Here is a 13463-nt window from a genome sequence, read left to right as displayed (position 1 = left end):
TATATATCTAGTTTACGTTTATTGTACAGGATAGCGGGAACAGCGATGGCAGGAAAACAAAAGAGAAGATTAAAGCAGGCGGTGCCGGGTATCGGGCTCTTTGCCACACCTTCGGGTGTGCGGGCCGTCCAGTCGCCGGCACGGGCAGGGATTGTCGCGGTCCTTGCGGAACGGGAGCTCCCGTTCGATGAGATCGTAAAACAGTCGGGCAAGGCCAAGTCCACGGTCTCGGTACACCTGCAGGGGCTCGTGCGCGAGGGAATCGTGGATGAGCGGCCCGACCCGGATGATTCCCGGAAAAAGATCTTTTACCTCCGGTCGCCGTATCTCGGGGGACTTGCCACAAAAAAACCGGTGATCCGGGACAGCGCCGACCAGGTGGCCCGGCTCGTGGACGGCCCGGACCCGTTCCGGTTCTACCAGCTGATGTTTCGGACAATCCGGGTGTCGCTCTTAAAGGAGGGCATCAATATCGATCCGGTATTGCAGAACGCCGGCTACCATGTGGGAGAACGGATCTATGCTGCGATTGCGGCCCCGGATCTCGAAAAAATCCTAAAAAATACCCGATCGTTCTGGAAGAAGAATAACCTCGGCGCCCTTGAAATAGAGAGTACCGATCCTCTCGTTATCAGGGTATACGACTGTTTCGAGTGCGGCAGCCTGCCGCAGCTCGGGAGACCTGCCTGCGCGTTCGACTGCGGCGTCCTTGGCGCAGTCTTTACCCGCCACTTCCGGCGCCCCCAGCGGGTGGACGAGACCGCCTGTTATGCCATGGGCGACGACCACTGCCGGTTCGTGATTGCTCCGGAAACCGCCTGACCGGAGACCATCCGGCCCGGGAAAAAAAGGATCAGCGCCGTGTCCCGCACAGGACAAGGGCGGCAGCGGCAAGTCCGGCAAGGGCAAGTGCCCCCTCGAATCCCGGCGCCGTTGTTGTCTGTGCCGGTGCTGCGGTTGTCCCTGAAACACCGGTCCCCTGCGTCAGGGCATGAGAGATCGCAGCGGATGCAGTGGTGGTTTCTGCGTTTGCCTGAGCCGCGACCGTGTAGCTTTTCGACACCGAAGGATTATCAATCCCGGGGCTCGCGAGCGCTTTTGTAATCACGGCTGCCTCTTCCTTATCGGAGGGGTTCTTTTGGCTCCAGTTCGCGATCACGGTACGGTTCGCTGCATAATAGAGCGTACGCGAGGGCCTGTCGTACCCGATCCCGAATGTCCCGTCCGGGCCGGGGAAGGCGGCGATCACGGTATAGGTTCCCTGTTCTGCGGAGGGGAGATTATTCAGGACCAGAGGATTCGCGGTTATGTTCTTTACGACAACTTCGGCACCGCAGCTTGCGGGCACGGACATGACCCCGGTGACCTTGTAACAGGTAAGCGTCCATTCCTGCACCTGCGTTGCATTCCCGGGTACCGGGACAACAAACGATACCGGTGAACCCGGGGCAACGATCTCGTCCGGAACTGTCGTACTTCCCGCAGCAGGTTCCGCAGCAAGTACCGGTACTGCGGTGATGAAAAGGATGAGGAGAATTCCCATGAACAAACCAAATCTGCCAGTCATGGAAATACGTGTGGGCGTTCTTCGCGTAAAAGGGCTTTTTAATAGTCCGTCCGGTTACTTTTTAGTAAAGAACCGAAACCTTCCTGTCCCGGGCCGGAAAAGTGTATCTGATACCAGTATTTACCAGAGTGCTGCCATGCCCTATACCGTTACCCTGATCTCACCGGAGAAAAAAGAGGAACTGGCCACCGGCTGCGCACCGCGGATCCGCTATGAAATTAAGTCCGGTATTTTCGGCTGCTGCATCAAACTGCTCACGGACAATCATACCCTTTGCGAGACCTGGCAGGAGAACTTTTCCGCCATAACCCCGGACATCCGGTCGCACGGCCGGCTCTATGTCTTCTCACATGAAACCTTCCCGGAAAATACCGTGCTCTTCGACCCGTACACAAAGACCGTCTTCCTCTTCAATGTCTCGTATTACGGCTGGGTCAAATCGATTGCGCTTGGCCTCTGCGGCGACATTCTCGAAGACGAACACGGGATCGGTTCGGTCCACGGCGCCTGTGTGGATATCGGCGGCAGGGGGATCTGCGTGGTAGGGACATCGGGTGCGGGAAAAACAACCCAGACCTACGGCATGCTCCGCGATCCCCGGGCACGGATCATCTCGGACGACTGGTTCTTTACCCGGGTCTTCGGTCCCGAGATCCTTGCCTATGGTTCGGAGAAGAACTTCTATATTCGGCAGGATCTCTCGGCGGTCTGGAAGGAATACGCAGGACTTGTTGCCGCAGAAGAGTACGATGCCGACGGGCGGGCTGTTGCCGATATCCGGTGGGTAATCGGGAAGGGCCGGATGCTCCCGCTCACTACGCTTGCGGCAATTATTGTCCTCAAGCGCGATCCTGCCGATACCCGGATCGTCCGGCCGCTGGACAAAGACGAGGCCTTCTCCCTGTTTACACAAAACGGTTACTTTAACCCGCATCTCCTGGTAAAAGATGCACGAAAGGAGACCATAAGGAAGCGGCACATACACGACCTGCTCGACCGGCTCCCGTGTTATCTGGTCAATACCACGGGAACGCCCGAAGATACCCAGAAAGCCATCAGGACGGTCCTGGGCCTTTCCGTCAGTTGATCGATCGCGATACCCGGGGCTTAAAGGTAACCCGGGACCTCACCAAAAAAGCAAGCGTTAAAATATCCCCGCATCAGAGTTCAGATATACTTCAAGAGGTATGGTATGGCTGAAACAACTGCTCCTTCTGAACCGTGTGGAAGTGTATGTGGCTTTAACATGGCCGGGCTCTATCCCTGGTGGGTCATTCTCATCTGGGGGCTCCTTGCCCTGCTTATCGGGATCATGTTCCTGGTATCCCCGGGAATTACCACCCTGGTATTCATCACGTTCCTTGGCGCGTACTGGCTGGTCGGCGGTATCTTTTCCTTGGTGAGTCTCGCGGTAGACAAAACAAACATGGGCTGGAAGATCCTGCTTGCAGTCTTAAGCATAATTGCAGGTATCGTTATCCTCGCGTACCCGCTCTACAGCACGTTCTTTTTGCTCTCGTTCCTGGTCATCTTTGTAGGGTTCTGGGCCTGTGTCACGGGAGCAGTACACCTGTACCAGGCATTTACCGCAAAAGATGCAGCAAACGGGGTTCTTGGGATCCTCAGTTTCATCTTCGGGATCCTGCTTCTGGTCTTCCCCCTGATCTCGGCAGCCCTCCTTCCGTTCGTTGCCGGTATCTTTGCTATCGTTCTCGGGCTTGCTGCAATCATCACGTCGTTTGTGGCACAGAAGGCAAAGCCTGCAGCTGCATAAACCCGCAGAACTTTTCTTTTTTATTTTACGATTGGCTGACGGTCTGGAGATCCGCGTCGGGATCTGAAATGAAAGCGAGGTAAAAAAGAGTTATTCCTTGCTGCTTGCCACGGTCTTTGTGCCGCGGAGAATCGCGATCCTCCCGGTCCGGATCAGCTCTTTTATTCCGAACTGGCGGAGCAGCTTCTCCATGGCATCGATCTTGTCCGAGTCCCCGACAACCTGGAGGATGACCGACTTTGCACCCACGTCCACGATCTGGGCCCGGAAGATCGTTGCTATCTGCATGATCTCCGCCCGGGTCTCGCCCTGGTCGGCGGTCACCTTGAACATCACGAGTTCGCGCTCGACCCGCTCGTTCTCGGTGATGTCCGAGACCTTGATCACATCGATGAGCTTGTTGAGCTGCTTCATGATCTGCTCGATCTGTGCATCGTCGCCAATGGCAACGATCGTGATCCGGCTCATGTCCGGCTCCTCACAGGGACCGACCGCAAGGCTGTCGATGTTAAACCCGCGCCGGGAGAAGAGGCCGGTGACCCGTGAGAGGACACCAGCCTTGTTCTCTACAAGCACGGAAAGCGTGTGCGGCTTCATGATCGCGGATGCCCCCCGATCATCTCGCTGATGGCAGCCCCGGCCGGCACCATGGGAAACACGTTCTCCTCGCGCTCGATCCTGAAGTCGAGCACGAACGGCCCGTCGTGTTCGAGCGAGGCTTTGATTGCCGGCCCGACCTCCTCGCAGGACTCTACTTTTATCCCTTCGATACCGTACGCCTGCGCGATCTTCACGAACTCCACCGGCGGGAGCTCGGTGTAGGAGTAGCGCCGGTCGTAGAAGAGCTCCTGCCACTGGCGCACCATGCCGAGGTACTGGTTGTTTAAGATCGCGATCTTTACCGGGATATTGTACTGCGCAACGGTGCCCATCTCCTGGATGTTCATCTGGATGCTCCCGTCGCCGGCCACATCGAAGACCGGGAGATCGGGCCGGGCAAAGTGCGCCCCGATCGCTGCCGGGAAACCATAGCCCATCGTGCCAAGGCCGCCCGAGGTGATCCAGGTCCGGGGATGGCGGAAGCAGAAGTGCTGGGCGGTCCACATCTGGTTCTGGCCCACTTCGGAGACGATCACCGCATCGCCTTTGAGGATCTCGCTCATCTTTGCGAGGACATACTGAGGGTGGAGGCACCCGTCTTCCTTTGCTGCACGGAGCGGATGGTGCTGTTTCCAGTACCTGATCTTCTTGTTCCATGCCTCGCAGGCCCCGGCCTTTTTGAGGCTTGAAAGCATGTCGGCGAGGACGGACTTTACGTCACCGACTATTGGAACGTCCACGCGCTTGTTCTTCCCGATCTCGGCCGGGTCGATATCGATGTGGATCACCTTTGCATGCGGCGCAAAGGTGCTGATGTTCCCCGTGACCCGGTCATCGAACCGGGCCCCTATTGCGATCAAGAGATCGCACTCGGTGACCGCGAAGTTCGCGTACTCGGTGCCGTGCATGCCGAGCATCCCGAGATTTAGGGGGTGGTCGCAGGGAATGCAGCCGATACCCATGAGGGTGGTCGTGACCGGGATGCCCAGTTTCGTGGCAAACCCGATAAGCTCCGGCGATGCATTTGCCGAGATCACCCCGCCGCCCGCGTAGATGAGCGGGCGTTCGGCCTCGGCGATCAGCGCAAGCGCCTTGTCGACCTGGCGCTTGTTTCCCTTGTAGGTCGGGTTGTAGCCCCGGAGCACCACTTTTTCCGGCACAACCGGTTCCTTGACCGAACGGGTGTTGACATCCTTTGGAAGATCGATGAGCACCGGTCCCTGCCGTCCCGTGCCGGCGATATAGAACGCCTCTTTTACCACGCGGGGGATATCTGTTGTATCCTTCACGAGATAGTTGTGCTTTGTTACCGGCATCGTGATGCCCTGGATATCCGACTCCTGGAAGGCGTCGTTCCCGAGCATCGTGGTCGGGACCTGCCCGGTAAGGGCAACGATCGGGACCGAGTCCATGTAGGCCGTGGCGATCCCGGTGACCAGGTTACAGGCACCCGGCCCCGAGGTCGCAAGGCATACTCCTACCCGGCCGCTCGCGCGGGCATACCCGTCTGCGGCATGTGCAGCTGCCTGCTCGTGCCGTACCAGGATATGCCGCAATGGTGAATCGTAGAGTTCATCATAGATCGGCAGCACCGAGCCGCCAGGGTAGCCGAATATGGTATCGACACCCTCGCGCTGCAGTGATTCGATGAGGAGTTTTGCCCCGGTTTTCATGGTCTGTCCTCTAAAAGCCGGTTCATACCGGCTATCATGGCTTCAACGCTCGCCATAATGATATCCGTTCTGGCGCCGCGTGAAGTAATTATCTTCCCGTCTTTACTTAATCTTACGGTCACTTCGACAAGCGCGTCCGTGCCGCCGCTGATTGCATCGACATGGTACTCTTCGAGCCGTATGTTTGCGGCATCGGCAACCGATCTTGCAAGCACCTGCATGGCGGCGTCGACCGGGCCGTCCCCGGTAGCTGCACCGGTTGTTTCCTTACCCCGGACTTCGAGCGTGACCGAGGCGGTCGGGATCATGCTGTTCCCAGATACGACCGTGAACTGCTTGAGCCGGATCACCGGCTTGCACTCCATGGCCATGACAGCATCGGCTACTGCCATGAGGTCGGCGTCGCTCACCCGTTTCCCGGAGTCCCCGAGATCCTTGATCCTTGATACGATCGCCTTGAGCTGCTGCTCGTTCGGGGCGTACTTCATCTCGTGGAGCGCCGCCTCGACCGAGGCAGAACCGGAGTGCTTCCCGAGCACGATCCGCCGTTTCCTCCCGATCTGCTCGGGCCGGATGGACTCGTACGTTGCCGGTTCCCGGATCACTCCGTGGGCGTGGATCCCGCTCTCGTGGGTGAATGCCATCTCCCCCACAACGGCCTTGTTGACCGGTAAAGGGATGCCGGTGAGGCGCGAGACAAGGGTCGAGAGGGAATAGATCCCCTCCTTTTTGATCCCCGTGTCGTACCCGTAGAGTACTTCTAACGCCATCACAAGCTCCTCAAACGGGGTGTTTCCCGCCCGCTCGCCAAGGCCGTTCACCGTGACATGGGCGCAGGAGGCACCGGCCTTTATGGCCGCGACCGTGTTTGCGAGCGCAAAGCCGAGATCGTCGTGGCAGTGGATGGAGAGCGGGGCGATCTTCGCGAGCGGCGGGATATATGCCGCACACTTCTCGGGCGTGAGCACGCCTACCGTGTCGCAGAAGCAGAGCCGGTCGGCCCCGCGTTCCACCCCGCCGGCATACACTTCGGCAAGAAAGGCCTGGTCGGCCCGTGATGCGTCTTCCCCCGAGAGCTCGACAATGAGCCCCCGGCTCTTTGCATACTCTACCGACGACCAGGCCATCTCCTGGACCTGCTCCCGGGTCTTGCGCATCTTCTTTTCGATATGGAGGTCGCTGACCGGGATCACGAGGTGGACGGAGTCCGCACCGTTATCGGCCGCATAGTCGATATCGGACTTGACCGCCCGTACAAAGGTGCAGGTCTCTACCGGCAGGCCGGCATTTGAGATAAGCCGGATCGCGTCCTGTTCGCCGGTCGATGCCGCAGCCGAGCCGGCTTCGACAACATCGACACCTATGGCTGCAAGCCTGGTTGCAATCTCTAACTTTTCATTCGGGTTTAACGATACACCCGGGGTCTGTTCCCCGTCCCGTAACGTGGTATCAAAAAAGCGCAGTTTGCTGGCTAATAAAACACTCACTCATGGTAGTAGACACCATGCTACATGAGTAAGGATGGAGAATATAAAAACGTTAGGATAAGGTAAGTCCTGTACCGGAATATTTTACATCTTCGAGCAGGTATATTCCCGGAAAGAAAAAAGCGGGCCGGTGCAGGCAAAACATGGGCTGGAATATCTTTACCAAAAACCCGGGAACGCCGGGCGAGATTGCGGCAGTGATACAGGCAGACTGCTCGACCCTGAAATCCCAGAAGACCCGGGGCGAACTGGGGGCTGCGCTTGCAAAAATCGTACTGCAGTACACCCCCAGTGACATCCGACAGATGGAGCAGAACTTCGGGAGATCGGTGCGGGACCTTGCCCCGGAATATCGTAAAGAGCTCGAAGAAGCGATCACCGCCCATCTGCTCGGAACCTACCAGACGATCCGGCTCATGGAGCAGCAGGGAAGTTTCCGCACGCTCACAGCACCGGTGATGGAACACGAGCAGGCCTACTGGGAGATGGTGGCAGCGCAGTGCCGGCCGGGCCCGGGCGACCTCCGGCTCCGGTTCCTGAAATTCTTACTTGCGGGCTTTGCCATGATCGTCCGGCAGGAGCCGGGCCACCCGGTCGGGATGCGCTTCCCCGGCGGCGACCGGGTCCAGGAGATTGACGGCGTTTATTACTGCCCGGTCCGGGAGAAGGCCGGGGACGTGGATGCCGCCCTCTGCCCGTTCTGCCCGGCGCTCCAGACTCCGGAGGTCGGGTACCTGCATCCCCCGGTGGACGGGAGCGAACACAAGAAACAGGAGTTCATCGATAACTGCTACCGGTATCACAACTTCAACGGGTAACCGGATATCATGGGTGACAACCCGCAAGATTATTCCAAAGAAATTCTTGTTGTCGTCGAAAAACCGGTATGCGCGACTCCCATCTGGGCTTAGGATCCTCTGCATGATGCATTTTGTATACCTCCTTTTTGTCCGGTGGCGACAGCTATAATGCAGCATAATTATGACGTTTTTTCCAAATCCGGGCAAGAATTACATGATTGCGCATTTCGCTCCAGATTGGCTCAAAACAGCCCCCTATTCCGGAGCCTCTGGTTTTCCGCTGGACAAACCTGCTGTTTATAGCGATTCTATGCGCCAAATATCCATTTCGACCAAAATATTTATCTAATGATAGAATAATCAAAATTATAACCCTTTCCGGTGGGAGGTGTGATGAAGATGGTTGCAGCAAAGAAACCGGCCGCAAAGAAGGCCCCAGCAAAGAAACCCGCCGTAAAGAAGGTAGCCCCCAAGAAGAAATAATTTTTTGGGGCCCCATTTTATCGTTTCTCTTTTATTTTTACCCGGCAAACGTGAATTACCAAAAAAATCCGTCACGTACCTGAACTCTGGCAGAACTATCGCATGCAATTAAGGGGATCTGCCGTGTATCCACTGGTCTATAAGGGCCCGTGAAATACTCATCTTTGCCGGCAATTGCGGGAGATTGTCCCGGCTAAACCAGTCCGCAGCCGCGATCTCGTTGTTGTCTATCCTGATCTCCCCGCCGGCATAATCCGCAGTAAACCCTATCATAAGAGAATCCGGAAATGGCCAGGGTTCGCTGGCAAAGTACCGGATATTCCGGACTGCAATTCCCACTTCTTCCTTTACTTCGCGGCAAAGTGCCTCTTCGAGCGTCTCGCCGGGTTCGACAAACCCGGCAATAACGCTGTACATCCCCTCCGGAAACCGGGAGGACCGGGCAAGCAGCACCCTGTCGCCGTTTTTTATCAGTACGATAATAGCAGGAGAGATCCGCGGGTAATAAATACGCCTGCAGGCCGGGCACTGCCAAGCCCGCTCGGTAAGTACCGGTTCAGTCAGGGTCCCGCACCGGCCGCAGAACCGGCTGGCTTTTGCGGTATCGATCATTCTGACGGCATAAGCCGCTACCGCAAGATCCTCGTCCGGGATACACCCCCAGAGTTCGCGCACCCCGGAAAGGGTACGATCGTCCGGCAGGGGAACGCCCAGGGGAAGTTCTGCTGCATAATACGCCATATCCCCCCTCTCCCCCAGGTACTCCGTTGCAGTGCCCGCCAGGAACTCCGGTGCAGGGGCTAATGATGAATAAATCCCGGGATTTTTGTTGCCGCTGACGGCCACGTTGTTCCCGGAGACATAGACCCAGCGGGTATGCGATTCCGGGATGCGGGGTGGCAACGGGTAGTGGCGGATCAGTCCTTTCACGGAAAAGGCTGCATTGTGCGGGAAATTGTCTGGATTGGCGTATGCGTTCATGGGTGGCTTGTACAGGTATTGCCTTTTGGATATTTAAGAAACGGCAGGGCCCGGTTATTTTTTTTGACCACAATGTTTAATGCAGGATCTGTTGAAAACTGGTGAAGCAATTATTGGGTATACATCGATATGCCCGGAGAATGTCGCATGGAATTTCCCGAAATTTCCCCCATAAAACGAGCCCGTGCTGCCGGACCGGCTGGCTGCGGGACTCCCCATACTTCGTTTTTTCGATCACCTTCCTTAACCGGAGTGTTACCCCGGCGGGCCGTCTTTTGCATCGCTTTCGTATGCCTTGCCCTTCTTGCCGGTGCTGCCGATGCTGAGATGAGTCCTGCATCTATCGTGGCCGCCGGCAATGTCTATATATCTGGTGTCAGCTATGATCCCGGCACGTTTTTTACCGGGGATACCGGGACAGTAATCTACACCGTTACCAACGGGGATTCCAATACCTCTGTCGGGATTAACCATGCGGCATTTGGAGACTCCAATTTCAAGCTTGCAAGCGGGACCTATGAATCCTCCTCAACCCTCGGCCCACTCCAGAGCCGGAAATATATCTTCTCTGTGGTGGCCAATGCAAACGACGGTACTTACTACCCGGCATTTTCCTTGAGTTTCCGGGACGCCGACAACCTGAATTACCAGAGTATGGTCAAGATCGACAATGCCCCGCTCATCCTCACCGTTCAGGAGAAGCCGGATGCATTCAGTCTCGGAAAGAAAGATACCGTCTCCGTCCAGATTGCAAATCCGCGCAAGAACGATGTGAAAAACGTACTCTTTACGGTCAGGGGCGCGAATGTGACGCTCACTCCCTCCGATATGTACCTCGGGAACCTGACGGCAGCTTCAAGCAGGCTGGTAAACTTCTCGGTAACCCCGGACACGCCGACATCGCTAGAAGTGACGGTGGACTATGATAACGGGGACAACCATCATTTCGTTGGTATGACCATCCCTGTTTTGTTTACTGCCGACAAGCAGCAGGCACATCCTATCATGAGCAATGTGGAGGTCAAGAATACGTTTGGGATCTATCATGTCACTGGTGATATCACGAACGCCGGACTCCTTGCAGCAAACGGAGTGACGGTAACCTCGGGTGCCCCTGCCGAACCGACCGATCCCTACCGGACTTATGTAATCGGGGCATTAAAACCGGACGACTTCGGCAGCTTCGAGCTTTCATTTGCGGCACCCAATGGAACAAAGAGCGTGCCCCTCCAGGTCTCCTATAAAGATAAGGACGGGAACGTGATCGTCTCCGAACAGCCGGTCGATCTTACCGGTGCGGTAATGACAAAGGATACCGGCCACTCGTCGGATCTGCTCCCGGTGATTATTGTGGTTCTCCTCATCGCACTCGGATGCGGCGGATATTACTACCTAAGAAAGCGGAAAAACCAGTGAGAGATCTGTGGTCATGCAGCCGGTCATCAAATTTTCCGATGTAGTAAAAATATACCCGCTCAAGGCAGGCGATGTTGTGGCCTTAAACCACATCTCGTTTGAAGTGGAACACGGGGAGTTCATCTCGATTATGGGGCCGTCGGGCTCGGGCAAATCAACGCTTTTGAACCTCATGGGCTGCCTCGACACCCCCACGTACGGGGATATTTTCATCTCCGGCATTGGCGTTCGCTCCATGAGCGACTCCGAGCTCACCAACCTGCGCCGTGACCGGATCGGGTTCATCTTCCAGTACTTCAACCTCTTCCCACTCTTAAACATCATCGAGAATGTCAGTTTCCCCCAGATGCTCAAAAGCCAGAAACAGGTCGATGAGAAAAAAGCAGTCGAAGTGCTCCGGGCCGTCCAGCTGGACGAGCACCTCTACACCCACACGCCGCTCGAACTCTCGGGCGGCCAGCAGCAGCGTGTGGCAATCGCCCGGGCGCTCATCAACGACCCCGATATCCTGCTCTGCGATGAGCCGACCGGGAACCTCGACTCCAAAACCGGGGCAAGTATCCTGGAACTCATGACCGAACTCAACCGGAAGGGATCGACTATCATCATTGTCACGCACGATCCCCACGTTGCGGAATATACCGACCGGACGATCCGGATCGTTGACGGGAGGATCGAAGAATGACCGGGATATTCTGGGAGATCTCAAAGCGGAATATACGGATCCACATGCTCCGGTCGAGCCTTGCAATGCTTGGGATCATCATCGGCGTTGTTGCCATTGCCTCGATGGGGATCCTGGGTAACACGATCGTGCAGGAGGTTTCATCGAGCCTTTCCTCGGTCGGGGACAGCGTGATCGTGACCCCGTACGCCGGCGGGGGTGGCGGATTCGGCGGGGGCGGCAGTTCAAACAACATGTACCTCACCAACCAGAACTTCCAGCAGATAAAGCGGTCCGTGGCACCGAATACCGCTATCCCGGTGATGTCGACATCCGCGCACATGAAAGTCGGCGTGGGGAGCGACGACATCGTTGCGCCGATTTACGGAATGCCTACGGACGATACGAAAAAGCTGCTCCCCGATCTCGAAGCCGGCGATTACAGCAACGGGAACTCCGGCTGCCTGGTCGGGACGACCTTTGCAAAAGACCATAACATCAAGGTTGGTTCCCGGATCTCGATCGGACAGAACGGCGAGTATGGCACGCTCCGGGTCACCGGGATCATCAAAGAAAGAGGCATGAGCTTCGATATCAGTACCGACAGCGCCCTTGTCGTGACCCAGGACTGGTTCGAGAACGCCTTTGACCGGTCCGACGACGAGTTAAACGAGGTCGTTGTCAAGGTGACAAACGGCGACACGGCAGATGTCAAGACCACGATCGAAAAGCAGCTTAACCGGAACACAAAAGACAAGACCGTCTCGGTTATCGACAGCAAGGCGACCCTTGCATCCATATTCGAGACGTTTGGCATGGTCACAACGTTTGTTACCGCAATTGGCGGGATCTCGATGATTGTTGCCGGGGTCTCGATCTTCAATATCATGATGATGTCTGTTAACGAGCGGATAAAAGAGATCGGGATCATGCGGAGTATCGGCACCCAGAAAAAAGAGGTGATGAGCATGTTCATCTATGAGGCAACTATCATCGGTGTTGTGGGGAGTGTCGTTGGCGGGCTGCTCAGTCTCCTTGCCGGATTCGCGATTAGTTCCCTGATGTTCAAAACTACCGAGTACCTGTTTACCGTGGCGAGCATGCTCTCGGTTGCCGAAGGCGTCGGGTTTGGGATCGTTATCTGTATCCTCTGCGGGCTGTACCCCGCATGGCAGGCAGCAAATCTCAACCCGATCGATGCCCTCCGTCACGAATGACGGATAATTGCCGTGCATCTGGTTTTAACGGGAACCACAAAACGGATCCAAAACCCCGGACTCCGCTTTTTTTTATACTGTTTGTGCGCGGAATGGTGAAAATTCCGGGTAATGAGGATTTTTTTATAGTCTGCGGCAGGGGATTGTTGTCTTTCCCGGCTGACTTGGGTTTAAGAGCCTAAACGATACCTGTCTCTACCAAAAAATAAAATAAGCAACAGGTTGCATAAAAAAATCATGTTTGTTCCAACGAGGCTCTTTTTCACCAAGGGGGTGGGTATCCATAAGGATCGTCTTGCATCGTTCGAACTGGCGTTACGAAAGGCCGGTATCGAAAAATGCAACCTCGTGTACGTGTCGAGTATCTTCCCGCCGAAATGCAAACAGATCCCGACCCGGAGCGGCCTTAACGAACTCCAGTCCGGCGGGATCACGTTCTGTGTGATGGCAAGAAACGAGACAAACGAGCCAAACCGCCTGGTCTCTGCGGCAGTGGGCCTCGCACTCCCCAAAGATGTGGAGGAGTACGGATACCTCTCGGAACACCATGCGTTCGGCGAAACCCAGGACAAGACCGGGGAATATGCCGAAGACCTCGCGGCAACGATGCTTGCGACAACCCTCGGTATCGAGTTCGATGCAAATGCCGCATGGCAGGAACGCGAGCAGACCTATAAGGCAAGCGGCAAGATCATCCGGACAAAACATGTCTGCCAGTCCGCACAGGGAGACAAAAACGGGCTGTGGACAACGGTTATTGCAGTTGCAGTATTTCTCTAATCTTTTTTTTAAAACGCAAAT

General features: G+C 56.1%; 14 protein-coding genes. 9 read left to right on the top strand and 5 right to left on the bottom strand.

Annotated elements, in window-relative coordinates:
- The first annotated feature begins 45 nt into the window (after positions 1-45).
- Complete coding sequence (locus BP758_RS03205) at positions 46-822, top strand: V4R domain-containing protein (RefSeq protein ID WP_292368645.1); 777 nt, start codon at positions 46-48, stop codon at positions 820-822.
- A 31-nt stretch (positions 823-853) separates the two neighbouring features.
- Here the strand turns inward: BP758_RS03205 and BP758_RS03200 are convergent, their stop codons facing one another.
- Positions 854-1567 (bottom strand): hypothetical protein, encoded by a 714-nt coding sequence (locus tag BP758_RS03200; protein WP_292368643.1) that lies wholly within the window; start codon positions 1565-1567, stop codon positions 854-856.
- Between the two features lie 136 nt (positions 1568-1703).
- On the opposite strand from BP758_RS03200, the gene BP758_RS03195 reads away from it, so the two are divergent.
- Positions 1704-2654 (top strand): aldolase, encoded by a 951-nt coding sequence (locus BP758_RS03195; RefSeq protein ID WP_292368641.1) that lies wholly within the window; start codon positions 1704-1706, stop codon positions 2652-2654.
- Between the two features lie 105 nt (positions 2655-2759).
- Positions 2760-3341, top strand: coding sequence for an HdeD family acid-resistance protein (locus BP758_RS03190; RefSeq protein ID WP_292368639.1), 582 nt, complete (start codon positions 2760-2762; stop codon positions 3339-3341).
- Positions 3342-3431: 90 nt separating this feature from the next.
- Here the strand turns inward: BP758_RS03190 and ilvN are convergent, their stop codons facing one another.
- Genes ilvN through BP758_RS03175 form a run of 3 tightly spaced genes read right to left on the bottom strand, consistent with a single transcriptional unit; the run spans position 3432 to position 7101 of the window.
- Positions 3432-3938, bottom strand: coding sequence for an acetolactate synthase small subunit (gene ilvN, locus BP758_RS03185; RefSeq protein WP_292368637.1), 507 nt, complete (start codon positions 3936-3938; stop codon positions 3432-3434).
- On the bottom strand, positions 3935-5614 hold the full coding sequence (ilvB, locus tag BP758_RS03180; protein ID WP_292368635.1) for a biosynthetic-type acetolactate synthase large subunit: 1680 nt from the start codon (positions 5612-5614) through the stop codon (positions 3935-3937). The genes ilvN and ilvB overlap by 4 nt, the downstream gene beginning before the upstream one ends.
- On the bottom strand, positions 5611-7101 hold the full coding sequence (locus BP758_RS03175) for a 2-isopropylmalate synthase (protein WP_292368633.1): 1491 nt from the start codon (positions 7099-7101) through the stop codon (positions 5611-5613). Before BP758_RS03175 ends, ilvB begins: the two co-directional genes overlap by 4 nt.
- A gap of 143 nt (positions 7102-7244) precedes the next feature.
- On the opposite strand from BP758_RS03175, the gene BP758_RS03170 reads away from it, so the two are divergent.
- Together BP758_RS03170 and BP758_RS03165 are read left to right on the top strand one after the other, a co-directional pair.
- Positions 7245-7919 carry a DUF2115 domain-containing protein gene (locus BP758_RS03170; RefSeq protein ID WP_292368631.1) on the top strand — a complete coding sequence of 225 codons (675 nt, stop codon included), beginning with the start codon at positions 7245-7247 and terminating at the stop codon, positions 7917-7919.
- A gap of 163 nt (positions 7920-8082) precedes the next feature.
- Positions 8083-8250, top strand: coding sequence for a hypothetical protein (locus BP758_RS03165; RefSeq protein WP_292368629.1), 168 nt, complete (start codon positions 8083-8085; stop codon positions 8248-8250).
- 242 nt (positions 8251-8492) lie between these two features.
- Here BP758_RS03165 and nudC read toward each other — a convergent pair whose 3' ends face one another.
- A complete protein-coding gene (nudC, locus tag BP758_RS03160) occupies positions 8493-9365 on the bottom strand; it encodes an NAD(+) diphosphatase (protein WP_292368628.1) in 873 nt (290 codons plus the stop codon).
- Between the two features lie 327 nt (positions 9366-9692).
- Between nudC and BP758_RS03155 the strand changes: the two genes are divergently transcribed.
- The 4 genes from BP758_RS03155 (at position 9693) to BP758_RS03140 (ending at position 13442) form a co-directional block, all read left to right on the top strand.
- On the top strand, positions 9693-10781 hold the full coding sequence (locus BP758_RS03155; RefSeq protein WP_292368626.1) for a COG1361 S-layer family protein: 1089 nt from the start codon (positions 9693-9695) through the stop codon (positions 10779-10781).
- A gap of 13 nt (positions 10782-10794) precedes the next feature.
- On the top strand, positions 10795-11466 hold the full coding sequence (locus BP758_RS03150) for an ABC transporter ATP-binding protein (protein WP_292368624.1): 672 nt from the start codon (positions 10795-10797) through the stop codon (positions 11464-11466).
- Positions 11463-12662 (top strand): ABC transporter permease, encoded by a 1200-nt coding sequence (locus BP758_RS03145; protein WP_292368622.1) that lies wholly within the window; start codon positions 11463-11465, stop codon positions 12660-12662. The genes BP758_RS03150 and BP758_RS03145 overlap by 4 nt, the downstream gene beginning before the upstream one ends.
- Before the next feature lie 237 nt (positions 12663-12899).
- Positions 12900-13442: a pyruvoyl-dependent arginine decarboxylase gene (locus BP758_RS03140; protein WP_292368620.1), complete on the top strand. Its 543-nt coding sequence runs from the start codon at positions 12900-12902 to the stop codon at positions 13440-13442.
- Positions 13443-13463: the final 21 nt, after the last annotated feature.

It is taken from the genome of Methanoregula sp. UBA64 (assembly GCF_002502735.1).
Taxonomy (GTDB): Archaea; Halobacteriota; Methanomicrobia; order Methanomicrobiales; family Methanospirillaceae; genus Methanoregula.
The sequence above is the reverse complement of the archived record's forward strand: the minus strand, read 5'-3'. Positions and strand labels throughout refer to the sequence as shown.

What these genes read in the sequence shown, in the direction of transcription:
- BP758_RS03170 (WP_292368631.1), top strand. Translation starts at nt 7,245, where the DNA reads ATGGGCTGGAATATCTTTACCAAAAACCCGGGAACGCCGGGCGAGATT.
- ilvN (WP_292368637.1), bottom strand. Translation starts at nt 3,938, where the DNA reads ATGAAGCCGCACACGCTTTCCGTGCTTGTAGAGAACAAGGCTGGTGTC.
- BP758_RS03150 (WP_292368624.1), top strand. Translation starts at nt 10,795, where the DNA reads ATGCAGCCGGTCATCAAATTTTCCGATGTAGTAAAAATATACCCGCTC.
- BP758_RS03145 (WP_292368622.1), top strand. Translation starts at nt 11,463, where the DNA reads ATGACCGGGATATTCTGGGAGATCTCAAAGCGGAATATACGGATCCAC.
- BP758_RS03205 (WP_292368645.1), top strand. Translation starts at nt 46, where the DNA reads ATGGCAGGAAAACAAAAGAGAAGATTAAAGCAGGCGGTGCCGGGTATC.
- BP758_RS03200 (WP_292368643.1), bottom strand. Translation starts at nt 1,567, where the DNA reads ATGACTGGCAGATTTGGTTTGTTCATGGGAATTCTCCTCATCCTTTTC.
- BP758_RS03155 (WP_292368626.1), top strand. Translation starts at nt 9,693, where the DNA reads ATGAGTCCTGCATCTATCGTGGCCGCCGGCAATGTCTATATATCTGGT.
- BP758_RS03190 (WP_292368639.1), top strand. Translation starts at nt 2,760, where the DNA reads ATGGCTGAAACAACTGCTCCTTCTGAACCGTGTGGAAGTGTATGTGGC.
- ilvB (WP_292368635.1), bottom strand. Translation starts at nt 5,614, where the DNA reads ATGAAAACCGGGGCAAAACTCCTCATCGAATCACTGCAGCGCGAGGGT.
- nudC (WP_292368628.1), bottom strand. Translation starts at nt 9,365, where the DNA reads ATGAACGCATACGCCAATCCAGACAATTTCCCGCACAATGCAGCCTTT.
- BP758_RS03195 (WP_292368641.1), top strand. Translation starts at nt 1,704, where the DNA reads ATGCCCTATACCGTTACCCTGATCTCACCGGAGAAAAAAGAGGAACTG.
- BP758_RS03140 (WP_292368620.1), top strand. Translation starts at nt 12,900, where the DNA reads ATGTTTGTTCCAACGAGGCTCTTTTTCACCAAGGGGGTGGGTATCCAT.
- BP758_RS03165 (WP_292368629.1), top strand. Translation starts at nt 8,083, where the DNA reads ATGACGTTTTTTCCAAATCCGGGCAAGAATTACATGATTGCGCATTTC.